Annotated in this window: 24 protein-coding genes; 14 read left to right on the plus strand and 10 right to left on the minus strand. The window is 71.9% G+C overall.

Features of this window, described 5'->3' with window-relative positions:
- Nucleotides 1-126: 126 nt before the first annotated feature.
- On the plus strand, nt 127-1,083 hold the full coding sequence (locus tag ABD830_RS14040) for an alpha/beta fold hydrolase (RefSeq protein ID WP_344987190.1): 957 nt from the start codon (nt 127-129) through the stop codon (nt 1,081-1,083).
- Here ABD830_RS14040 and ABD830_RS14045 read toward each other — a convergent pair.
- Entirely contained in the window at nt 1,046-2,086 is a 1,041-nt protein-coding gene (locus ABD830_RS14045) for an amidohydrolase family protein (protein ID WP_344987191.1), read from the minus strand. The two genes, ABD830_RS14040 and ABD830_RS14045, sit on opposite strands and share 38 nt — an antisense overlap.
- A gap of 92 nt (nt 2,087-2,178) precedes the next feature.
- On the opposite strand from ABD830_RS14045, the gene ABD830_RS14050 reads away from it, so the two are divergent.
- Nucleotides 2,179-2,901: a TetR/AcrR family transcriptional regulator gene (locus tag ABD830_RS14050; protein WP_344987192.1), complete on the plus strand. Its 723-nt coding sequence runs from the start codon at nt 2,179-2,181 to the stop codon at nt 2,899-2,901.
- A 271-nt stretch (nt 2,902-3,172) separates the two neighbouring features.
- Here ABD830_RS14050 and ABD830_RS14055 read toward each other — a convergent pair whose 3' ends face one another.
- Nucleotides 3,173-3,781, minus strand: coding sequence for a maleylpyruvate isomerase family mycothiol-dependent enzyme (locus ABD830_RS14055; RefSeq protein WP_344987193.1), 609 nt, complete (start codon nt 3,779-3,781; stop codon nt 3,173-3,175).
- Between the two features lie 96 nt (nt 3,782-3,877).
- On the opposite strand from ABD830_RS14055, the gene ABD830_RS14060 reads away from it, so the two are divergent.
- Complete coding sequence (locus ABD830_RS14060; protein WP_344987194.1) at nt 3,878-4,378, plus strand: hypothetical protein; 501 nt, start codon at nt 3,878-3,880, stop codon at nt 4,376-4,378.
- 20 nt (nt 4,379-4,398) lie between these two features.
- Here ABD830_RS14060 and ABD830_RS14065 read toward each other — a convergent pair whose 3' ends face one another.
- Nucleotides 4,399-5,202: an alpha/beta hydrolase gene (locus ABD830_RS14065; RefSeq protein ID WP_378520954.1), complete on the minus strand. Its 804-nt coding sequence runs from the start codon at nt 5,200-5,202 to the stop codon at nt 4,399-4,401.
- A 100-nt stretch (nt 5,203-5,302) separates the two neighbouring features.
- Between ABD830_RS14065 and ABD830_RS14070 the strand changes: the two genes are divergently transcribed.
- The 3 genes from ABD830_RS14070 to ABD830_RS14080 are packed head-to-tail and all read left to right on the plus strand — an operon-like array spanning nt 5,303 to nt 7,112.
- Nucleotides 5,303-5,791, plus strand: a complete 489-nt coding sequence (locus ABD830_RS14070) for a methylated-DNA--[protein]-cysteine S-methyltransferase (RefSeq protein ID WP_344987196.1) — start codon at nt 5,303-5,305, stop codon at nt 5,789-5,791.
- Complete coding sequence (locus ABD830_RS14075) at nt 5,788-6,468, plus strand: 2OG-Fe(II) oxygenase (protein ID WP_344987197.1); 681 nt, start codon at nt 5,788-5,790, stop codon at nt 6,466-6,468. The genes ABD830_RS14070 and ABD830_RS14075 overlap by 4 nt, the downstream gene beginning before the upstream one ends.
- Before the next feature lie 17 nt (nt 6,469-6,485).
- Nucleotides 6,486-7,112 (plus strand): alpha-ketoglutarate-dependent dioxygenase AlkB family protein, encoded by a 627-nt coding sequence (locus ABD830_RS14080; protein ID WP_344987199.1) that lies wholly within the window; start codon nt 6,486-6,488, stop codon nt 7,110-7,112.
- Here the strand turns inward: ABD830_RS14080 and ABD830_RS14085 are convergent.
- From ABD830_RS14085 to ABD830_RS14095, 3 genes are all read right to left on the minus strand, one after another.
- A complete protein-coding gene (locus ABD830_RS14085; protein WP_344987201.1) occupies nt 7,096-7,776 on the minus strand; it encodes a helix-turn-helix domain-containing protein in 681 nt (226 codons plus the stop codon). The two genes, ABD830_RS14080 and ABD830_RS14085, sit on opposite strands and share 17 nt — an antisense overlap.
- A gap of 102 nt (nt 7,777-7,878) precedes the next feature.
- On the minus strand, nt 7,879-8,688 hold the full coding sequence (locus tag ABD830_RS14090; protein ID WP_344987203.1) for an alpha/beta fold hydrolase: 810 nt from the start codon (nt 8,686-8,688) through the stop codon (nt 7,879-7,881).
- Between the two features lie 32 nt (nt 8,689-8,720).
- Entirely contained in the window at nt 8,721-9,167 is a 447-nt protein-coding gene (locus tag ABD830_RS14095) for a MarR family transcriptional regulator (RefSeq protein WP_344987205.1), read from the minus strand.
- 41 nt (nt 9,168-9,208) lie between these two features.
- Here ABD830_RS14095 and ABD830_RS14100 point away from each other — a divergent pair, with 41 nt between their 5' ends.
- Complete coding sequence (locus tag ABD830_RS14100) at nt 9,209-9,643, plus strand: nucleotide pyrophosphohydrolase (RefSeq protein WP_344987207.1); 435 nt, start codon at nt 9,209-9,211, stop codon at nt 9,641-9,643.
- A gap of 24 nt (nt 9,644-9,667) precedes the next feature.
- Here the strand turns inward: ABD830_RS14100 and ABD830_RS14105 are convergent, their stop codons facing one another.
- Nucleotides 9,668-10,270 carry a TetR/AcrR family transcriptional regulator gene (locus tag ABD830_RS14105; RefSeq protein ID WP_344987208.1) on the minus strand — a complete coding sequence of 201 codons (603 nt, stop codon included), beginning with the start codon at nt 10,268-10,270 and terminating at the stop codon, nt 9,668-9,670.
- 89 nt (nt 10,271-10,359) lie between these two features.
- On the opposite strand from ABD830_RS14105, the gene ABD830_RS14110 reads away from it, so the two are divergent.
- Complete coding sequence (locus tag ABD830_RS14110) at nt 10,360-10,776, plus strand: hypothetical protein (RefSeq protein WP_344987209.1); 417 nt, start codon at nt 10,360-10,362, stop codon at nt 10,774-10,776.
- 93 nt (nt 10,777-10,869) lie between these two features.
- On the opposite strand, the gene ABD830_RS14115 is transcribed toward ABD830_RS14110, so the two are convergent.
- The gene (locus ABD830_RS14115; protein WP_344987210.1) at nt 10,870-12,372 is read right to left on the minus strand and encodes an MFS transporter; all 1,503 of its coding nucleotides are present in this window, start codon (nt 12,370-12,372) and stop codon (nt 10,870-10,872) included.
- Between the two features lie 90 nt (nt 12,373-12,462).
- Here ABD830_RS14115 and ABD830_RS14120 point away from each other — a divergent pair, with 90 nt between their 5' ends.
- Complete coding sequence (locus tag ABD830_RS14120; RefSeq protein ID WP_344987211.1) at nt 12,463-15,624, plus strand: AfsR/SARP family transcriptional regulator; 3,162 nt, start codon at nt 12,463-12,465, stop codon at nt 15,622-15,624.
- Nucleotides 15,625-15,627: 3 nt separating this feature from the next.
- Here the strand turns inward: ABD830_RS14120 and ABD830_RS14125 are convergent, their stop codons facing one another.
- Nucleotides 15,628-16,077, minus strand: a complete 450-nt coding sequence (locus tag ABD830_RS14125; RefSeq protein ID WP_344987212.1) for an SRPBCC family protein — start codon at nt 16,075-16,077, stop codon at nt 15,628-15,630.
- A gap of 59 nt (nt 16,078-16,136) precedes the next feature.
- Between ABD830_RS14125 and ABD830_RS14130 the strand changes: the two genes are divergently transcribed.
- Nucleotides 16,137-17,351 (plus strand): amidohydrolase family protein, encoded by a 1,215-nt coding sequence (locus ABD830_RS14130; protein ID WP_344987213.1) that lies wholly within the window; start codon nt 16,137-16,139, stop codon nt 17,349-17,351.
- A 20-nt stretch (nt 17,352-17,371) separates the two neighbouring features.
- On the plus strand, nt 17,372-18,406 hold the full coding sequence (locus ABD830_RS14135) for an alpha/beta hydrolase (protein WP_344987214.1): 1,035 nt from the start codon (nt 17,372-17,374) through the stop codon (nt 18,404-18,406).
- On the opposite strand, the gene ABD830_RS14140 is transcribed toward ABD830_RS14135, so the two are convergent.
- Nucleotides 18,383-18,940: a TetR/AcrR family transcriptional regulator C-terminal domain-containing protein gene (locus ABD830_RS14140; protein ID WP_344987215.1), complete on the minus strand. Its 558-nt coding sequence runs from the start codon at nt 18,938-18,940 to the stop codon at nt 18,383-18,385. The two genes, ABD830_RS14135 and ABD830_RS14140, sit on opposite strands and share 24 nt — an antisense overlap.
- 82 nt (nt 18,941-19,022) lie before the next feature.
- On the opposite strand from ABD830_RS14140, the gene ABD830_RS14145 reads away from it, so the two are divergent.
- Genes ABD830_RS14145 through ABD830_RS14155 form a run of 3 tightly spaced genes read left to right on the plus strand, consistent with a single transcriptional unit; the run spans nt 19,023 to nt 21,684 of the window.
- Nucleotides 19,023-20,162, plus strand: a complete 1,140-nt coding sequence (locus ABD830_RS14145) for an FAD-dependent oxidoreductase (RefSeq protein WP_344987216.1) — start codon at nt 19,023-19,025, stop codon at nt 20,160-20,162.
- Nucleotides 20,163-20,206: 44 nt separating this feature from the next.
- Nucleotides 20,207-20,827: a TetR/AcrR family transcriptional regulator gene (locus ABD830_RS14150; RefSeq protein WP_344987217.1), complete on the plus strand. Its 621-nt coding sequence runs from the start codon at nt 20,207-20,209 to the stop codon at nt 20,825-20,827.
- Between the two features lie 17 nt (nt 20,828-20,844).
- Nucleotides 20,845-21,684, plus strand: a complete 840-nt coding sequence (locus ABD830_RS14155) for an NAD(P)H-binding protein (RefSeq protein ID WP_344987218.1) — start codon at nt 20,845-20,847, stop codon at nt 21,682-21,684.
- Nucleotides 21,685-21,703: the final 19 nt, after the last annotated feature.

A 21,703-nucleotide genomic window follows, 5' to 3' on the forward strand; every position in this document is an offset into this window, starting at 1 on the left:
CATTCGCCTGTCCCTCGCACGAGCTACCGGCGAATGTCCACCACACGGGGACGATCCCGGACCGCCCCGATCCGTAGCGTTACGACCCAGTCACGGCGCTCCGCCCGACTTCCCCGCTACACCGCCGTGCGCATCGTCCCGGCGCCGATTCCCTCACTGGAGGACCTCATGCTCCGCAAGATCAAGACATCCGTTGTGGCCGCGCTGTGCTGCACCGTGCTCGGCGCGGGGGCCGCCGGCTGCGACGGCGACGCGATGGAGAACTGGGACCCCCTCGCCCCCGCCACGCGGACAGCCGATGCCGCCCCGATCTCCGGGACCGAGAAAATCGATGTCGCGGGCCGGTCGGTGAACGTGTCGTGTTCGGGCGACCCGGAGAAAGGCCGGCCGGTCGTCGTCCTGATGCACGGAGGAGGCGATGGGCTGGACAAGCTGGCCGCCATCCAGAAGACGCTGAGCAGGCAGCACCGGGTCTGTTCCTACAACCGGCTCGGCGCGGGCGCGAGCGACCGGCCGGACGGCCCTCAGAGCTTCGCCGGCACCGGGAAGATCCTGACCGGGGTGCTCGACCGCGTCGCCGGCGACGGCCCGGTTGTCCTGGCCGGGCACTCGCTGGGCGGGCTGATCGCCGCCAGGTACGCACCCGACCACCAGGACAGGGTCAAGGGGCTGGTCCTGATGGACGCCACCCCGCCGACCATGGTGGACGACATCACGAAGGTGATCCCCGAGTCCGCCACCGGCCCCGCGGCCGAGTTGCGCGCACAGAACCTGGCGATATTCCAGGGCGAGAACCCGGAGAAGCTCGTCATCACCGACGGCAAGGTCCGTTCCGCAGGGAACATCCCGGTGGAGGTGATCCAGCACGGGAAGCCGTACCTCGCGGCCGTCCCCGAGTACGGGCCGCGCCTGGAGCAGGCGTGGGCCGCAGGCCAGCGCAAATGGCTTGCGCTGTCCAGCGGCGGCAAGCTGAGCACGGCCAAGAAGAGCGGGCACTACATCTATGTCGACCAGCCCGATGTCGCCGTCCAGGCCATCGAACGCGTCACCGAGCAGGCCGCACGTCAAACGCGCGGGCGGTGAGGCGTTCCCAGTTGCGGTGGGCGATGTCGGCCTTCTGCTCGTCGGTGAAGGGCGCGTCCTCCAGGAAGGCGCGGGCGGCGCCCTTGCTGGTGTCGACATAGGGGAAGCCGCCGGGGCGGAAGCCGTAGGTGAAGGGGTAGTCGGTGGAGTACAGCATCCGGTCGGTGCCCATGACCTCGGCGGTCCAGCGCAGGTAGCGGGGGCTGTTGGTGCCGCTGCCCGCGACCCAGAAGTTCTGCTTGAAGTAGTCCGCGAGCGGCCGCTGAAGGCCGCCTGCCTGGGCGAAGAATCCGGTGTGGTCGAGGTAGAACATGACGACCTCGCCCCAGTGCCCAGCGATCACCTGCAGGTCGGGGAACCGGTCGAAGACACCCGAGAAGATCATCCGCAGGTACTGCACGCCCAGGTCGTAGTACCAGCCGATCGCCGCTCCGGCCAGCGGGGCGCCGATCGGGCCGATGCCGGAGTAGTAGGCGTCGATCACCGGCTGGACCGGCAGCTGCGGGTGGAAGTGCAGCGGCACACGGAGCCGTTCGGCGGTGGCGTACAGCTCGTCGTTGTCCGGGTGGTCGGCCAGCTTGTCCCCGGTGCGGCCGTACAGCATGGCGCCGGGGAAGCCCAGCTCGCCCACCGCGCGCTCCAGCTCGGCCGCGGCCGCGGCCGGCGACTGGGTGGGGATCGCGGCGAACGCCTGAAAACGGTCGGGGCGCGCGGCGACGATCTCCGCGAGCTGGTCGTTGGCCTCACGGGCCACCGTGATCGCGTCGGCCTCCGGCAGGTCCTGCACGCCCGGCGACGACAGGGACAGCACGGCGACGTCGATGCCCTGGTCGTCCATGTGCGCCAGCCGCTGCTCACCGGTCTCGCGCAGGTTCTCGGCGATCGGACCGTCGCCGAAGCCGCGAGCCGGGATCTGTGGCGATCCGGCCCGCTGATACGCCTCGTGGACGGCGGGTACGACGACGGTCTCTTCCACTCCGATGATCCGCAGGCGGTCGGACATGTGACGCTCCTTGCACTGGTGTTTCCGGTGGAAGAGGAGCAACGGTATCACCGTTACTAACGGCGTCAACATCTACCTGTTATCATCGATACATGCCGGTCGACCCGAACCCCGCAGGGCTTGCCGCGGAGCCCAGCGCCACAGCGCGCGAGCAGACCCGCCGCCGGATCATCGACGTCGCGATCGACCTGCTGGAGCGCGGGGGCCGCGACGCGATCACCACCCGCGCGGTCGCCGACGCCGCCGGACTGCAACCACCGGCCCTCTACCGGCTGTTCGGCGACAAGGAGGGGCTGCTCGACGCCGTGGCCGAGCACGGCTTCACCCGGTTCCTGGCCGCCAAGCACATCGACCCCGACCCGCAGGACCCGATCAAGGAACTACGCGTCGGCTGGGACATCGCCGTCGAGTTCGGACTGGCCAACCCCGCCCTGTACGCGCTGATGTACGGCGAGCCCACCAGGTCCACCGTCTTCCGGATCGGCCTCGAACTCCTCATGCAGCGCATCCGCCGCCTGGCCGTCGCGGGCCTGCTGCGCGTCGAGGAGGACCTCGCGGCCCAGATCATCCACGCCAGCGCACGCGGTGCCGTCCTGACCTGGCTGTCCCTGCCCGAGCCCCAGCGCAACCCCGCCCTCCTCCTCGCGCTGCGCGAAGCGATGATCACCGCCGTCACCACCCAGGAGCCGGCCGTGCAGGAGCAGGGCCCGGCCGGCGCCGCCCGCGCCCTGCGCGCCGCACTGCCCGACCAGAACGCTCTCAGCCACGCCGAACAACGGCTACTGACGGAATGGCTGGATCGACTGTCCGCATAGCGATCCCTGCGAACGGACAGGGAGCGGCGGGCGTGGTGGTGGCGACGGCCGCACGAAGAACGGTCGTCGCCACCACGTTGTCGGCCTGGTCGCGGCGATCAGCTCGCCGCCCCGCTGGCAACCGGCCGGACGCGTGTCGGGCTCGCGATGACGAGCGCCTTTAACTTGCCGTACCAGATGATCGTACGGCGTGTGAGCGGGAAATGGTGCCCGGGGCTGGGTGTTCTGTCCTTGAGGTTGGGGTTGCCGCGCTGGTCAGGGGGGCTGTTGATCAATTCGGATCGCGGCCGAGGTAGGCCAGGAGGCGGTCCTCGGCGGGGGCGTGCGGGGACACGGTCACGCGCGGGGCGAACCGGTGCGGCCGGTCGTCCCCGGTGACGAACAGCTGGGCCAGGTCCAGCAGTTCGTCGGCCATCAGGGACGGGATCGGGCGGTGTTCGCCGCAGGATCTGGCCACGTCCCAGCCGTGCACGGCTATCTCGATCGCGCCCACCGCGGCCACCACCGGGCTCGTGAGGTGGTGGTCGGCTATGGCGATCATCTGGTTCCCCGGAGGGGCGCCCCCGGTCCGGTTGCTCGCGAGAGTGGCCGTCCACAGGGCCAGCACTTCGGTGGCGCCGTCCCGGAGGAGGAGCGCCGGATTGCGGCAGGCGCCCCTTGAGATCGCCGGTGGCAGGGCGATGCGGCCGGTGGCGGCGGCGTTCAGGGTCTGGAGCGAGTCGGCCAGGTGGTCGAGCAGACGCTGGAGGTTCCAGTCCGCACAGGGTGTCGCCCGGCAGAGGGCTGCCGTCGTGACGATGCGCAGGCTGCCCAGCGCGTACTCGATCGCCCGCTCCAGCAGCGCCACCCCCGCGGCCGATGCCGATGTCTGCTCGCACATATCGCCTCCTCACCCCATGCAGACCTCGCGGATGGGGAAAACTCATCGGCCGGAACCTCCTGCGCCGATCCCGAGTAGAGAGAGCAAGGAGGTTCAATGAAGCAGTTGATGGTGGCGATGCTCTTGCTGGTCGTCGGGTGTTCGGCCGGGACCGGCGCCCCCGCCCCCGCCCCCGTGGCGAGGTCCGCCGTCCCGAGCTCTGACATCCCGGTCATCACCCCGAGTCCGACGGCCACCAGGGCGGCGTGCAACGGGACCTCGGTGATCCTCAGTGAAGGGTTCCCGGAGGTGCGCGGGACGGCTCGGGACGCGGAGCTGTGGGGGCTGCTGTTCGCCCCCGGCCCGCCGCTCGCCAGCCGCAAAGAGATCAAGATCGTGTGGCGGATGACCGGTGAGGGGCCGCTGCGGGTCAGGGCGGCGCTTGCCGACGGTACGCCGGCCAGGCTCGCCTGGGGTCCCGAGGAGCACGGCGGGTCGAACTGGCACCGGCCGGGCGAGGAATGGGGCACGGGGTTCGTGTTCCCGAAGCGCGGCTGCTGGAAGATCGAGCTCACCCGCACGCGGGGCTCCGGGTACGTGTGGCTCTCCGTTAAATAGCCCGGTCTAAATAGGCCGGTCTAAATAGCCCGGTCGACGAAGTTCGTCACGTCGTCCAGGACCTCGTCCTTGTTGGTCTCGTTGAAGACCTCGTGCCTGGCGCCCTCGTAGATCCGCTCGGCCAGGTCCGCACCCTTGATCGCCTCGATGCCGGGACGGCTGCCGCTCAGCGGGACGAGCTCGTCGTCGGCCCCGTGCACCCAGAGCGTGGGCAGCGGCCCGAGGCTGCCACTCTTGGCGATGGCGGCCAGCGTCGTGGCGAACGCCTCCAGCGTGGCCCGCTTGAACGGGCCGTGCCACACCAGCGGGTCGGCGGCGTACGCGTCCCCCACCGAGAGGTCGCGTGAGAGGGTGGCCGGGTCGACGGGGGCGTCCGGCAGCTCCTCATAGGCCAGCAGCGTCGGGACGATCTCCCATGCGCCGATCACCGGCCCTGACAGCACGAGCGCGGCCAGCCCGTCGCCGTACCGCTGGGCGTAGCGGGCGGCGATCATGCCGCCCATGGAGTGGCCGATCACCACGACGGGGACGCCGGGGTGGTCGGCCCTGGCGCGCTCCTCGACGGCGTGCACGTCCGTGACCACGTCCTCGAAGTCCGCGACGAGCACCCGGTCCCCCGCCGACCTGCCGTGACCCATGTGGTCGAGGCCGTAGACGGCGGCGCCGTGCCGGACGAGCCGGTCGGCGACGTACTCGTAGCGGCCGATGTGCTCGCCGTACCCGTGGATGAGGACGGCGACGTATCGGGGGCGGTCATGGGGCCACTCGCGGACCGTGTTGAGGCCCTTGGTGCCGGTGAAGGTGTGCTCGCGCGACTCCGCCATGGTCACCGAGGCTACGCTGATCATCGCCACGCCGTCCACGGCGATGCTGCGATGTCCGAAAACCGCTGACTTTCGCGCGCCCGTCGGTGTTGTAGAGAACATGGACATCTACACCACGATCGACAGCCCGCTGGGTGAGATCCTGCTCGCCGGTGACGGCTCGGCGCTGACGCGCGTGTCGTTCGACGTGGGCACGCGAGAGGGCCTGAAGCGGGATCCGGCCGCGTTCGCCGAGGCCGAGCGGCAGTTCGCCGAGTACTTCGCGGGCGAGCGGATGACGTTCGACCTGCCGCTCGCCTCCCACGGGACCCCGTTCCAGGAGCGGGTGTGGGCGGAGGTGGCGGCGCTGCCGTACGGGACCACGACGACCTACGGCGCGCTCGCCGCGCGCATCGGCGCGCCACGTGACCGCATCCGCGCGGTCGGCGCGGCCATCGGCGCTAACCCGCTGCTCATCGTCCGCCCCTGCCACCGCGTCGTCGGCGCGGACGGCACGCTGACCGGGTACGCGGGCGGGCTCGAGCGCAAGCACGAGCTGCTCACCCTCGAAGGCGCCCTGCAGCCGCAGCTCTGGAGCGTGCGCTCATGAACTGGGAGAAGCTGACGGAGGAGGTCAACGCCTACGGGTGCGCGCTCACGCCGCCGCTGCTCACCCCGCAGGAGTGCAAGGAGATCGCCGGCCTGTACGACGAGGCGGGGCTGTTCCGGTCCACCATCGACATGGAGCGGTTCCGGTTCGGGGCCGGGCAGTACCGGTACTTCGACCGGCCGTTCCCGCCGCTGGTGGAGAGGCTGCGGGCGGAGCTCTATCCGCAACTGCTGCCGATCGCCCGTGACTGGGCGAGCAAGCTGGGATGGCCCGCGCCGTGGCCGGACGACTTCGGCGAGTGGCTCGACATGTGCCACCGGGCCGGGCAGACCAAGCCGACGCCCATCCTGCTGCGGTACGAGCGCGACGACTGGAACGCGCTGCACCGCGACCTCTACGGCGACCTGGTGTTCCCGTTGCAGGTCGTGATCGGGCTCGACCGGCCGGGCGAGGATTACACCGGAGGCGAGTTCCTGCTGGTGGAGCAGCGGCCGCGGGCCCAGTCGCGGGGCACGGTCACCGTGCTGCCGCAGGGACACGGGCTGATCTTCACCACTCGCGACCGGCCCGTACGGTCGTCGCGGGGCTGGTCGGCCTCTCCTGTGCGGCACGGAGTGAGCACTGTCCGGTCCGGGCTGCGTCATACGCTGGGGCTCGTCTTCCACGACGCCAGCTGACCAGGAAGGGGTGGACGATGCGGGAGATAGCGCCCGGCGCGGTGCACGTGCCCGGGTGGCTCACGCTGGACGAGCAGCGCCACCTCGTCCGGGCGTGCCGCGAATGGGCCATGGGCCCGGTGCCGATCCGGCATACCGTGCTGCCCAGGGGCGGCGTCATGTCGGTGCGGACAGTCTGCGTGGGCTGGCACTGGCAGCCGTACCGGTACACGCGCGTCGCCCACGACGTGAACGGCCGCCGGGTGGCCGGCTTCCCCGGCTGGCTCGGCGACCTGGGGCGCCGCGCCCTGGCCGACGCGTACGGGGCGGCCGGCGAGACGTACGAGCCCGACACCGCCTTGATCAACTTCTACGACGACCAGGCGAAGATGGGCATGCACCAGGACAAGGACGAGAAGTCGGACGCCCCGGTGGTGTCGCTGAGCATCGGCGACCGGTGCCTGTTCCGCTTCGGCAACACGGAGACGCGCGGCCGGCCGTACACGGACGTCGAGCTCGCCTCGGGCGACCTGTTCGTGTTCGGGGGGCCGTCGCGCTTCGCCTACCACGGCGTGCCGAAGGTCTATCCGGGCACCGGCGATCCCGCCACCGGGCTGGCCTCCGGCCGCCTCAACATCACGATGCGGGTCACGGGTCTACGATGAGGTAGTCGAACTCCTCGTCGGTGAGCTTGCGGCGCAGGATCTGCAGGACCCGCTGGGGCTTGTCGTCCGGCCCCTGCACGTAGAACGGCTTGCCGTTGCGGCCGAACGTGATCGCCGAGTCGCCTTCCCACTTGCCCAGCATGTCGTCGGCGAGGGGCGCGAAGTCCTCGTGCGCCTCGAACCCGAGCGTGCGGGCGAAGTCGATCGACCCGAACACGATGTTCTTGGCCAGCTCGAACGGCACCTCCTGCCAGCCCGCGTACTCGCCGAAGAAGTACTGGCGGAAGCGCGCGAGCTCGCGCTCGTCGAGGACGTCGGGGCCGATGGCGTTCTTCAGCCCGAGGCAGTAGACGTCGGCGAGATAGCCGCAGACGGTCATCTTGTCCCAGGTGTGCCGCCGGGCGACCAGCACGCAGACCATGCCGCCCGTGCCCGACTCCGGCGCCTCGTCCACCCACCCGCGGGCGGGATCGACGGTGAGCCCCTCGCTCCAGCCGACGTTGACCCAGCACCCGACCACCTCTGGGTCGACGGCGGGGCTCTCCGCGGCGATGGCCCGCACGAGCGGCGCCACCACGGACGGCGCCACCTTCAGCGCCTTGGCGATCTCCTTCGGAGAGCGGCCCTGAGCCCGCAGCTCACGCACCTGATCTTTCAACTCCATTGGGGCAGCCTAACCCTGGTGAGAGCAGGCATCGAGCCACCACGACGGTCAGCGCCGGCGTGGCGAGGAGAAGGCCCCTGGTGGAAGAAGGACCTGCGCGGGTCAGCTGACGCCCTGGAGCACCTCGCGGAGCCGGGCCGCGTACGCGCGAGGGTGGCTGGTGTTGCCGTTGTGGCCGCCCGGGAACTCCACCAGCTCGGTGCCGAGCAGCTTGGCCAGCTCGACCGCGCACCGGTGGTCGAAGACGTGCTGCGGGGTGGTGCGGCCGGTCGCGGGCAGGATGCGGGTACGGCAGCCGCTCAGGTCCAGCTCGTCCTGCACGACGGCCGTGAAGTCGCGGCGGATGAAGAAGTCGAAGTTCGCCTGCCGCTGGGCTGTCATGGGCTGGGGGGTCAGGTCGGCCTCGGCGTCCTCGGTGATGCCGAGCACCCGCTTGACCTGGCCGATCGCGGCGGGCAGGCCGCCTTCGACGTAGACCTTCTGGAGCTCGGTCAGCTCCGCCCGGTGCTCGGCGCGTTCGGCCTCGGGCAGCAGCCAGGGCGAGACGGGCTCGTGCGCGATGAGCAGACCGATCTGCTCCGGGTGCTCGACGGCCAGGTGGAGCCCGATGGAGGCGCCCAGGCTCTGGCCCAGCATGATCACGGGCTGGTCGGTGAGGTGGGCCAGGAGCCGGTGCACGTCATCGGCGTGCTGCCGCACGCTCACTCCGGCCTCGGGGTCGTGGATGGTGCTGCGGCTGAGCCCGCGCCGGTCGTACGTGATCACCGTGTACTCGTCCACCAGCCGATCGACCAGGTCGACGCTGCGGCCCGCGTCGCCCTCGCCGCTCTGGGAGATCAGCAGGAGCGGACCGGTGCCGCGTGTCTCGTAGTAGAGGTCGGCGCCCGGCACGTGAAGGAGGTCTGCGTTCATGCAGATCACGATAATCCATCAAATTAGATACATCAACTTCGATGCATTATTTCCGGGATCAGCCGCGCAGCCAGCTCCTCTAGCATCGCCACGGTCACACTCACGCGTGCGGGATCGTCCGTGCCCAGAGCGGCGGCCAGCGCGGCGTCGATCGAGGCGTCCCGTACCTCGGCCACCCGGTCGGACACCTTGGGGGCCTCACGGATGATGGTCCGCCGCCGGTCCGCGGGGTCCGTCTCAGTGATCACCGCGCCCGCGGTGCGCAGCCGCGCGACGGCCGCCGACACGGCGCTCTGCGGCAGGCCGGTACGGGCGGCGATCTCGCCCACGGTGGTGTCCGGGTGCCCACGCAGATCGCTCGCGACGATCAGGACGGTACGCACGCTCGTGGAGTGCTCACCGATGCCCTCGGTCGGCATCGCCTCCTCGCCGATCTTCATCAGTGTCCGGCCCAACAGGAACAGCTCGACCCCATTCACGAGCAGCAACATACCGGCGGGCGTCGGTAAGGTCGTTCGACGTGACGACGGAGTTGGAGCGCCTTGCCGTACGCCTGCGCGAGTTCGCCAGGGTCAGGGACTGGGAGCAGTTCCACACGCCGAAGAACCTGGCGATGGCGCTGGCGGGCGAGGTCGGGGAGCTGGTGGCGGAGTTCCAGTGGCTGACGGCCGACGAGTCCAGGAGCCCCGGCCCCGACGCGCTCGCCAGGATGCGCACCGAACTGGGGGACGTGACCCTCTACCTGATCCGGCTGGCCGACGTGCTCGGCGTGGACCTGGTGGAGGCGGCGCAGGCCAAGCTCGAGGAGAACGACCGCCGCTACGCCGCCGACCGCTACCGCGGCTCGGCCGAGAAGGCGCCGCCGTTCCCGCACGACAGCCCGCCTCCGCACGACGACCGGCCTCAGCCCGACAGCCCACCTGCGCACGACGGCCGGCCTCCGCACGACGCCTGACCCGGCGCGCTTCGGCGCCGGAGGTCAGGCGTCCCGCGCCCGGCCGGGGCCGGTCGTCAGGCTGTGGGCCACGTCGGCGGCCAGCGCCTCGGCGAGCCGCGGTAGCCGGGCGCGCTCCTCGAGGAGCAGGAACAGCCAGGCGAAGATCGGCCCCAGCAGCATGGCGTGCACCCGCGCCGGATCCGGCCGGTGCGCCAGCTCCCCCCGCCCCACCGCACGGTCCAGCACCTCGGTCACGCAGTCACGCTCGGCCTTGACGAACGTCTCCGCGAACGCCGCCGCCATCCCCTCATCCGCGTGAACGTCGGCCAGCATCCCCGGCACCACGCCCGGCGGCGGCGCGGTCAGAGTGGTGGCGATGACGCGGGTGACCGCGGCGAGATCTGCGGCCAGCGAGCCGGCGTCGGGCGGCGTCTCCAGCTCCAGGTCGTGCATGACGGCCGCGAAGATCATCGCTTGCTTGGTGGCGTGGCGGCGGTAGATGGCGGCCTTTCCGACGCCCGCCCGCGACGCCACGGCGTCCACGGTGAGCTGCGCGTACCCCTGCTCGGCCAGCAGCTCGCGGGCCGCCGCGGCGATGGCCCCGTCCACCCGCCCGTCCCTGGGACGGCCCAACGGTTGCCTCATGAGGGCGAGTCTATTACGGAACCATCGGATCCGTAATGTGACGCAGCCGACGTTGCGCGCCGGCCCGGGCAGGCGCATTATTCGGAACCATGAGTTCCGATACTTCCGTTTCCGTAAAGCGGGCGGGCGGGATGCTGGTCTTCCTGGCCTGCGCGCACCTCGTCCTCACCGGGGTGCTGAGCGCCGAGCACGTCCCGAGCTGGTTCGCCGGCGGGATGTGGTTCTTCCCGCCGGGGCCGGACGACCTGTCGCGGCTCGCGCCGGACGTGGGGGCGTTCTGGCTGGTCTGGGGGAGCTTCGCGGTGCCGCTGGGGCTGATCGGGGCGCTGGTCGTGGGGTTCGGGCGGCGCGGGGAGGTGCCGCCGCCGTACCTCGGGATCGGCGTGGCCCTCTGGGCGCTGGGCGGGGCCGCGGTGTTCGAGCCTTCGCCGTTCGTCCTCGCCGTGGTGCCCGCCGCGATGCTGCTGGCCGCCCGGCGCCGCGCGCCGGCCTCGTCGGCGCCGTGAACGAGAACGCCGCCCTGAGCGAGAACGAGACCGTGAACGAGAACGCCGCCGGACCGACCACGGGGGCCGGTCCGGCGATGGCGTCCGAGTGGGTCACGTCGTCGGGTTGTGCCGCCTCAGGGCCACCAGCGTGATGGCGGCCAGGCCGAGGAAGGTGACCGCACTGATCGCCGCCACCGTGTTGAGCCCCGTGGTGAACGCGGCACGCGCCAGGTCCAGCAGGCCGGGCAGGTCCTTGGCGGCCGTCACCGCGGCGGTGATGCTCTCCCGCGCCGCCTCCACCGGCAGGTGCTCGGGAAGCCGCCCGCGGTAGACGGCGGTGCCGAGGCTGCCCAGTGCGGCCACGCCCACCGCGACGCCGAACTCGCCGCTGGTCTCCGACAGCGACGCCGCGGACCCGGCCTTCTCCGCGGGGGCGGCCGTCATGATGACGCCGTTGCCCACGCCCATCGGCAGCGCGACGCCCGCGGAGGCGAGCACCAGCCCGGCCACGACCAGCCCGGTGCCTCCGACGCTCGGCACCTGCGTGTGCAGGAACAGCCCGACCGCGCCCACCGCGAACCCACCGGCCATCACGTACGCGACACCGAGGCGGCGGGCGAGTGCCGGGGCCAGCGACAGAGCGACGATCATGGCCAGGTTCTGCGGCACGAGCCAGAGCCCGGCCTCCAGCGGGGACAGCGCCTGGACGGTCTGCAGGTACTGGGTGGCCATCAGCGTCGTCCCGGCCATCACGACGCCGGCGAGCAGCATGGTCCCGAGTGTGGTGGCGAAGGCCCGGTTCGCGAACAGCCGCAGGTCCAGCAGGGGGTCGGCGAGGCGGCGCTGCCGCCGTACGAACACCACGCCGAACGCGGCCCCCACCACGATCGCCGCCACGGGCACCGCGTGCCAGCCGCTCCTGGCGATCTCCTTGAGCCCGTACACGACCGGCAGGATGGTCGCGAGCGACAGAGCCACACTGGCCAGGTCGAGCCGCCCGGCGCCGGGGTCGCGGTACTCGGGCAGCAGCGCCGGCGCGGCCCCCAGCACCAGCACCATGAACGGCACCCCCATCAGGAACGCCGACCCCCACCAGAAGTGCTCGAGCAGCGCCCCGCCCACCAGCGGCCCGACCGCCATGCCCAGCATGAAGCAGCCGTACCAGAGCGCGATCGCGGTCCCCATCTGCTTGCCGTCCCGGAACATGTTCCTGATCAGCGCCATCGACGACGGCAGCAGCGTCGCCCCGGCGATGCCGAGCAGCGCCCGCGCGGCGATCAGCATCTCGGCGCTCACTGAGTACGCGGCCAGCACGGAGGCGGTCCCGAACGCCGCCGCCCCGACCATCAGGAGCTTGCGCCGCCCGATCCTGTCGCCCAGCGTTCCCATGGTGACCAGGAACCCGGCCAGCATGAACGAGTACACGTCCATGATCCAGAGCTGCTGCGGCGCGCTGGCCCCGAGGTCGGCGCTGAGGTGCGGAAGCGCCAGGAAGAGCACGCTGACGTCGATGGAGAGCAGCAGGGCCACGGAGGCGAGTACGGCCAGGCCGGTCCATTCCCGGCGGCCCGCGAGTGTGCCAGTGGTTGTGCCGGTGAGTGTGCTGGTGTTCATCTCGTTTCCCCTTTCAGCTGCCTCCACAGTGCGGTAAGGGGCTTCCGGTGTTCTTTCCGCGGGCTTAAGACCGCACATAAGGTGACGAGCATGCGTTTTGGGGTGCTGGGCCCGCTGGCCGTGTGGACGGACTCAGGCGAGAGCGTCACGATTCCGGGGCTCAAGGTACGCGCGCTCCTCGTGGACCTGCTCGTCCACGAGGGCCATCCGGTGTCCGTGGACCGGCTGGTCGACGATCTGTGGGGCGAGGAGCCGCCGGGCAACCCGGCCGGCGCGCTGCAGGTGCGGGTCTCGCAGCTGCGCAAGGCGTTCGAGGACGCCGAGCCCGGCGGCAAGAACCTCGTCGTCTCCCGAGCCCCGGGCTACCTGCTGCGCAACGAGGACGGCGCCGTGGACGCCGCGCGCTTCGCCGCCCTGCTGGGCCGGGCCGAGGCCGCCGACAGCCCGCGGACCAAGGCGGGGCTGCTGGCCGACGCGCTGGCACTGTGGCGGGGGCCCGCGTACGCCGACTTCGCCGACGAGGAGTACACCAGGTCGGCCGTACTGCGCCTGGAGGAGCAGCGGCTGTCGGCGCTGGAGCAGCACGCCGAGGCGCGGCTGGAGCTGGGCGAGCACGGGCTGCTCGTGGGCGAGCTGGGCGACCTGGTGGCCAGGCATCCGCTCAGGGAACGGCTGCGCGCCGTCCACATGCGTGCCCTCTACCGCGCGGGCCGCCAGAGCGAGGCGCTGGCCTCCTACGCCGAGCTGCGGGACCGGCTGGCCGACGAGCTCGGCCTCGACCCCGGGCCCGAGCTGGTCGCGCTCCACCAGGCGATACTCGGGCAGGACCCCGCGCTGAGCGTGCCCGCCGACCGCCCCGTCACGAACCTGCCCGCCTCCGTCAGCAAGCTCATCGGCAGGGACGAGGCGCTGGCCGAGGTCTGCGCGCTGGTGGGCGAGGAGCGGCTGGTGACGCTCACCGGCAGCGGCGGGGTGGGCAAGACCAGGCTGGCGCTGGAGGCCGCGAACCGGCTGGTGGACGGGTTCGCGGACGGCGCCTGGCTGGTAGCGCTCGACCAGGCGTCCCGCTCCCCCGCGGAGGCCGTCATGGCCGCCTTGGACATCCGCGAGGACGCCACCGCGCCAGCTTCCCCTGGGGCCTCCCCAGGCGACGCCGACCGCGCGCTCGCGGAGCGGCTCGCCGCGGCGCTCAGGGCCAGGCGGATGCTGCTGGTGCTGGACAACTGCGAGCACGTGGTCGAGCAGGTCGCCGAGCTGGCCGCGACGCTGCTGCGGGCCTGCCCCGAGCTGCGGATCCTGGCCACGAGCAGGGAGCCGCTGGCCGTGGCCGGCGAGGTGCTGTGGAGCGTGCCTCCGCTGGACGTGCCCGGCAGCGCCGACCTGGCGGTGATGGCGCGCTCCGACGCGGTCCGGCTCTTCGTGACCAGAGCCGCCGCCTCCGCCCGCGGGTTCGCGCTCGACGCGGGCAACGCGCAGGCCGTCGCGCAGCTCTGCAGGCGGCTGGACGGCATCCCGCTGGCGCTGGAGCTGGCCGCGACCCGGGTGCGGGCCCTCGGCGTCCACGGCGTGGTGGCCAGGCTGGACGACCGGTTCCGGCTGCTGGCCTCGGGGCAGCGCGGTGCGCCCGCCCGCCAGCAGACGCTCACCGCGGTGATCGACTGGAGCTGGGACCTGCTGTCCGACGAGGAGCGCCGCGTCCTGCGCCGCCTCGCCGTACACGCCGACGGCTGCACCCTGGAGGCCGCCGAGTCCGTGTGCGACGCGTCCGAGCTCGATGTGCTCGACCTGCTGGTCCGCCTGGTCGACCGCTCGCTCGTGGTCGTCGCCGACGCCCACGCGGGCGTCAGGTACCGGCTGCTCGAATCGGTCTCCGAGTACTGCAGGGAGAGGCTGGCCGACGCGGGCGAGCTCGATCGGGTACGCCTCGCGCACCTCCACCACTACCTGGAGCTGGCCGTACGGGCCGAGCCGGAGCTGTACGGGCACGAGCAGCGGGAGTGGCTGCTGCGCCTGGACGCGGAGGCCGCGAACATGCGGGCCGCGCTCGACACGGCGGTCGCCCGGCAGGACGCCGACAGCGCGGCCCGGCTGGTCAACGCGCTCGCCTGGTACTGGTTCCTGCGCGGCAGGCTGGCCGAGGGCAGGCGGTCGATGGCGACCGCGCTGTCCGTCCCGGGCGACCCCTCACCCGTCAGGGCCAGGGCGGCGGCGTGGGAGGCCGGGTTCGCTCTCATGGTGGGCGAGCAGGTCGCGTGGGAGCACGTGCTGAAGGCGGTCGAGGACCCGGGCGAACGGGCCAGGGCCGAGCTGTTCGTCGGTATGCACATACAGGACATGCCGACGGCTCAGGAGCTGACGCGCCGGGCGCTGGTCACGTTCAGGGAGCTCGGCGATCGGTGGGGCGTCGCGGCGGCGCTCGCCAGACAGGCCAGGGACGCGTTCACGACGCGGGACATCGAGGCGCTGGAGCGGATCGGTGAGGAGAGCGCGCGGCTGTTCACCGAGCTGGGCGACCGCTGGGGGCTGCTGCAGGCCACGGCGTGGCTGGCGTCTTTGGCCGAGATGGCGACCGACGCGGAGCGGGCCAACCGGCTGTTCGGCGAGGGGCTGCGGATGGCCGAGGACCTGGGGCTGTGGCCGGAGGTCTCCACGCGCATCGCCTGGCTCGGCTGGATCGCGTTGCAGAGCGGCGAGTACGAGCGCGGCATGGAGTTCTGCGAGCGCGCCATGAAGCTGGCCGAGAGCCAGGGCTACAAGGAGGGCACGATCATGGGCCAGATGGGTCTGGCCTTCGCCGCGCGCCGGGCCGGCCGGCTGGACCTGGCCGAGACCCACCTGCGCCAACTGGTCGAAGGGGTGCCGCGCGGCCCGGACGTGGAGCCCGCCGTGCACCTGCCGGACACGCTCATCGAGCTGGGCTTCCTGCTGGAGCTGCGCGGCGACCCGGAGGCGGCCATGGACCTGCACGTGGAGGCGCTGGCCGCCGCCCACAGGATCGGCGACCCCAGGACGATGGCGTGGGCCGTCGAGGGCGTGGCCTCGGCCGCCGGGCCGACCGAGAAGGCGGCCATGCTGCTGGGGCTGGCGGCCGCGGCCAGGGAGCGCAACCAGACTCCCGCGGGGGCGGCCGAGCGGGCCGACATCGAGCGGGTGACGGCGAGGGTACGCGACGCGCTCGGGGAGAACGCCTTCGCGGCCGCGTACCAGGAAGGCGCCTCCCTCAAGCTCGACCAGGCCGCGGACCTGCTGTGACAGCTACGCGGCAAGGTGCTCGGCCAGCCGGTCGAAGAACTCGATCCAGCCCGCCTTGGCCTGCTCGGCGTGCTGGGGGTCGGTGTTGACGCCGTACTGGTGGAAGCGCATCTCCGTCCCGCCGTCCGCCTCGGTGAAGTCGATCGTGACCACCGACGCCGGCCCGTCGCCGGGATTGTCCGGGTCCCCCGTGGTGAACACCAGCCGCTCCGGCCCTTTCACCTCGCGGTAGGTGCCGTTCAGCGTGGCCTCGAACCCGTCCTCCCCGACCAGCGTGGCGCGCCAGACGCCGCCCGGCCGGGCGTCCAGCGTGATCCGGCCGACCGGCGTGGTCAGCATCCGGGGGCCGAACCACCGTGAGAAGCGCTCGGGGTCGGTCCAGGCGGCCCACACCAGCTCGCGGGGGGCGGCGTAGGGGCGGATGATCTCGTACTCTGCGGTCTGCGTCGTCATGTCCCCAGAGTGCGGGACCGGCCTTCAGATCCTCTTCTCATGGTCTTAAGGTCGGGTGCATGAGGATCATTCGCGCCGCGAAGGTGCTCACCGGACATCCCGGAGAGGTGATCGCGGGCGGCGAGGTCCTCATCGACGGCTCCACGATCGTCTCCGTGGGGCCGCGCGGCAGCGGCGGCGACGCCGCCGAGATCGTCGACCTGCCGGGCCACACGGTCCTGCCCGGGCTGATCGACGCGCACGTGCACCTGGGGTTCGACGCCAAGGTGGACCCGCTGACGCGGCGCAGCCCCGAGAGCGACCACCACCTGCTGTTACGCATGGCGGAGAACGCGCGCAAGCTCGTCTCCGCGGGCGTCACGACCTGCCGCGACCTCGGCTCGCGCGGCTTCCTCGACCTGGCGCTGCGCGACGCCGTCGAGGAGGGCCTCGCCGTCGGCCCGCACATCGTGGCCGCGACCAGGCCGATCACGATCACCGGCGGCCACTGCTGGTACATGGGCGGCGAGGCCGACGACGAGCCCGCCGTCCGCCGCGTCGCCAGGGAGAACCTCCGGGCGGGCGCCGACTGCCTGAAGGTGATGGCGTCGGGCGGGCTGATGACGCCGGGCGCGCCGCCGAGCTGGGCGCAGCAGTACGGCACCGACCTGCTCAAGGCCGTCGTGGAGGAGGCCGCGTCACGCGGCAAGGGCGTCGCGGCGCACGCCCACGCGCACGCGTCGATCCGCAGCTGCGTCGAGGCGGGCGTCACGACCATCGAGCACTGCACGTTCTTCACGCCGTCGGGGCACGAGTTCGACGCCGAGCTGGCCGATCTGGTCGCGGCGAGCGGCACGTACGTGTGCCCCACCGTGCACGGCTCGCTCTGGCGGATGCGCGAGAGCCACGGGCCCGAGATGCTCGACGCCTGGCTGAACAGCGTGGCCGCCATGCGGGAGGCCGGGATCCGGCTCATCGCGGGGACCGACGCCGGGTTCGCCTCGGCCGGCGTGGCCAACCCCACCGACGGGTACGTCGGCGGCCTGGAGGTGTTCGCGCAGGTCGGCTACGGCAACGCGGAGATCGTCGAGCTGGCCACCGTGCGCGCCGCCGACGCCTGCGGAGTGGGCGAGGTGACCGGCAGCCTGGAGGCGGGCAAGCGGGCCGACCTCATCGCGGTCGCGGGCGACCCGCTCACCCGCCTGGCCGACCTGCGCAATCTCACCCTGGTCCTGGTCTCCGGCCGCGCTGTCACGCAGGCGGGCGTGGACACGGTGACCCCGTCCGTCGGCTGAGCCGATCGAGAGGATTCTTCATGCTGCCCTGGTCCGCCGAGCTGGCCGGCCGCCTCGACCATGACGTCATCGACAGCGCCCTGCTGCGCGGCAATCCCCTGGGTGACCCGCACGAGCGCCCGGTGCTGGTGTATGTCCCGCCGGGGTACGACGACGAGCCCGGTCGCCGCTACCCCTCGATCTACGTGCTGCTCGGCTACACCGGCCACGTCGCCATGTGGCTGAACCGGGCGCCGTTCCGCCGGCCGTACCCGGAGCTCGCCGACGCCGTGTTCGCCTCCGGGGAGGCGGAGCCCGCGATCGTCGTGTACGTCGACGCGTGGACGGCGCTCGGCGGCAGCCAGTATCTCGACTCCCCCGCCACCGGCCGCTACCACTCCTACCTGCGCGACGAGGTCGTCCCGTGGGTGGACGCCCGCTACCGCACGATCGCCGACCGCGACCACCGCGCGGTCACCGGCAAGTCGAGCGGCGGCTACGGCGCCATGGTGACGGCCATGCTGGCGCCAGACGTCTTCGGGGCGCTGGCCACCCATGCCGGTGACGCGCTGTTCGAGGTCAGCAACCGCAGCTCGTTCCCCGAGCTGGCGCGCAGGCTGCGCGACATGTACGACGGCTCGTACGACACGTTCCTCGCCGACTTCCGCGGCCGCCTGGCCGGGACCAAGGAGGGGGATCTGGACCTGCTGGAGATGTACGCGTACTCGGCGGCGTACTCGGCCGACCCCGACGGGACCGTGCGCGTGCCCTTCGACGACACGGGCGCGGTGGTGCCGGAGGTGTGGTCGCGCTGGCTCGCCCGCGACCCGGTCGTGATGGCCGGGGAGCCCCGCTACGCGGAGGCCCTGCGTTCGATGCGCGCGATCTGGGTGGACGCCGGGAACAAGGACGAGTACTTCCTGGACTTCGGGGCGGTGGCGTTCCGCCGGGCGCTGGAGGCGGCGGGCGTACCGGACGAGAAGATCTACTTCGAGCTCTTCGACGCCGGGCACGGCGCCATCGAATACCGCTATCCGCTCGCCCTGGCCTGGCTATCCCGTCGCCTGAGCCCCTGACGAGCTCCTGACACCAGCGATGATCAACTCCAGGCCCGCACGGAAGGCGGCGTCGCGCTGCTCCTTGGGCCAGTGGCCGACCTTGCGGGCCTGCTCCTCGGTCGTGTAGCCGTTGACGTAGGCCATGACGGTGTCCACGGCCACCGGAGCCAGCTCCGCCGGGATGCCCGCGGCGGCCAGGGCGGCGATGAGGCCGTGGAAGGCGGCCACGGCCTCGTCCCCCGGGTGCTGGAACGTCGAGAGCAGGCGAGCCCCGTCCCGGTGGGCCAGCATGAGCTCGCGGATGCCGATGGCCATCATGCGCAGCCGCTCGTCCCAGGGTCCTTCGAGCGGCGGGGCGGCACCGTCGGGCGGGGTCACGAGGTGCGCGACCATGGCGTCCAGCAGCGCCTGCTTGCTGGGGTAATGCCGATACAGCGCACCGGCCTGCACCCCCAGCCTGCCGGCCAGGCGGCGCATGGTCAGCCCGTCGAGGCCGACCTCGTCGAGCAGCTCGATCGCCGCCTGCAGGACCTGCCCGCGCCGCTCCCCCATGTGAACTCCTTGACAACCCGGCTCCGCGTACGTGAACAATGTACACGTGAACGTTGTTCACGTCGGATCGGGAGGGATGGACATGAACGGACAGCGGGTACTGATCGCGGGGGCGGGCCTCGGCGGGCTGACGCTGGCGCACGGGCTCTTACGCGCGGGCGTCGACGTACACGTGTACGAGGCCGACGACGGCAGCGGCGAGCGCTTCCAGGGCTACCGGATCGGGCTGTCGCCGCTCGGCTGGGAGGGGCTGCGCGCGTGTCTGCCGGAGCGGCTGTACGAGCTGGCGGAGGCGACCAGCGGCAGCCTGGACGGGCCTGGCCTGCTCTTCGACGAGCACCTCACGCTGCTCAGCCGTGACCTGCCCGGTCCCGACGAGGCCAGGGCGGTCGACCGGCAGGTGCTGCGGCGGATCCTGCTCAGCGGCCTCGGCGGCCGGGTCACCCACGGCAAGCGCCTGACCGGCGTCGAGGAAGCCGAAGGGACCGTGACGGCCCGCTTCGCCGACGGCACGCAGGCCGTGGGGGACGTGCTGGTGGGAGCCGAGGGCAGCAACTCGGTGGTCCGCCGCCATGTGGCCCCCGAGGTGGGCTACGTCGACACCGACCTGAGCGGCGCGATGGGCCGCACCACGATCACCGAGCGATTCCTGGAACTGGTGCCCGGCCGCGGCACCATGGTCAAGGGGCCGGGGATCACGCTGATGCTGGGCCGCATGCAGTTCGGCAGGGAGCCCTCCGAGGCCGCCGCCGAGCTCGTTCCCGGTCTCGACATGCCGTACCGGGACAGCTACGTACGCTGGGTGCTGATCGTTCCCCCCGAGCACCCGGCGTCGCGGCAGACCCTCCCGGACGCCCGCGAGTTCGTCCTGGAGCTCATCGACGGCTGGCACCCGGACCTGCGGGACCTGGTGGCCGCGGCCGACATGAGCGCCGTGGGCCGCGCCCAGGTCTACGACCGTCCCGTGCCGCCCTGGCCGGCGGACCGGATCACGCTCCTCGGCGACGCCGCCCACCTGACCCTGGCCAGCGGGGGGAACGGCGCGAACACCGCCATCCAGGACGCGCTGCGACTGGGCGACCGGCTGGCCGAGGTCCATCGGGGCGAGCGGGACCTCCGCTCGGCGCTGGCCGAATACCAGGAGGACATGCTGGCGCGCGGAAACGCGGCGGTCGAGTACAGCAAGGAGGCGCTGAAGCGCTTCGTTCCTTCAACCAGTTGAATGACGCTTGTCAATCAGATAGATGATGGATTACCGTCTCCTGCATGGTGCCACGCAGAGCGCCGCGCCCTGATGAGCGCGGCAAGGCCGCGGAAGAGACCCGGGAGCGGATCCTGCGAGCCGCCGTGCGCGAGTTCGGCGAGAAGGGCTACTCCGGCGCGCGTACGGCCGGGATCGCCGCCCGTGCCGGCGTCAACCCGCAGCTGATCTCCTACTACTTCGGCGGCAAGCAGGGCCTGCTGGAGGAGCTGCGGCGGCGCCGGCAAGAAGCGGAGCCGTCGGCGCCCGACGCCTCTTTCGAGGAGTCGATCGGCGCGCAGTTGGCCCGCACGCTCGACGACCCCGACTGGGCGCGGCTGGTGGTGTGGCAGGCACTGGGCGACTGCCCGTTCGCCGACGCCGACGAAGGGCGGCGGCACCTGGAGGCGCAGCGGTCCAGGATGGCCGCGGCGCTGGAGCGGATGCGCAGGCGGCAGGAGGCCGGGGAGGTCACCGATCGGGTGGATCCGGCCTTCGCGCTGCTGGTCGCCTACGCGGTGGTGTTCACGCCGATCACGATGCCGCAGTTCGTACGGGACATCTTCGGCGACGATCCGCTGTCGCCGGAGGTGCGGCGCCGGCTGCACGGCGAGCTGGTCAAGCTTCTCGGCGCGGCCGAGGACTGAGGGAGGGTGTTGTCGCGATGGTGATGGTGGTCTTCGGGGCTCGGGGCAATGTGGGGCGCCATGTCGCCGCCGGCCTGCTGGCGGCCGGTGAGCGGGTCAGGGTGACGAGCAGGGAGCCGGAGAAGGGCGGCCTGCCTGCGGGGGCGGAGGTCGTGGTGGCCGACCTGGAGCGTCCCGAGACGTTGCCGGCCGCGCTGGAGGGCGCCGCGAAGGTGTTCGTGTACGCCAAGCCGGACGGTGTCGCGGCCTTCGCCGAGGCGGCCAGGTCGGCCGGGGTGCGGCAGGTGGTACTGCTGTCATCGGCGGCGGTCGTGGTCGAGGGCGCCGAGCGCAATCCGATCGCCCTGGCGCATCGGGCCGTCGAGACGGCCCTGGAGGAGTCAGGGCTGGACTGGACGTTCATCCGGCCGGGGATGTTCGCGACGAACACGCTGTGGTGGTGGCGTGAGCCCATCCGGGCCAAGGGGGCGGTGCGCCTGCCGTACCCGGAGTCGCAGACCGCTCCCGTGCACGAGAAGGACCTGGCGGCGCTCGCGGTGACGGCGCTGCGCGAGCCGGGGCACGAGCGGCAGGCCTACACCGTGTACGGGGCGGAGTCGCTCACGTTGCGGCGGCAGGTCGAGCTCATCGGGGAGGCGATCGGCCGCGCGGTCGCCATCGAGGTGATCTCGGCCGAGGAGGCGCGGGAGGAGCTGGGCCGTACGATGCCGCCGATCGGCGTCGAGGTGACCATGAGGCAGTGGGCGGCCCGCGACGGTGTCCCCGCGCCGACGTCGGCGACGGTGGAGAAGGTGACGGGGCGTGCCGCGCGCACGTTCGCCGAATGGGCGGTCGATCACGCGGCCGACTTCGCCTGAGCGGCTCATACGAGAGTGA

It is taken from the genome of Nonomuraea helvata (genome assembly GCF_039535785.1).
GTDB classification, from domain to species: domain Bacteria; phylum Actinomycetota; class Actinomycetes; order Streptosporangiales; family Streptosporangiaceae; genus Nonomuraea; species Nonomuraea helvata.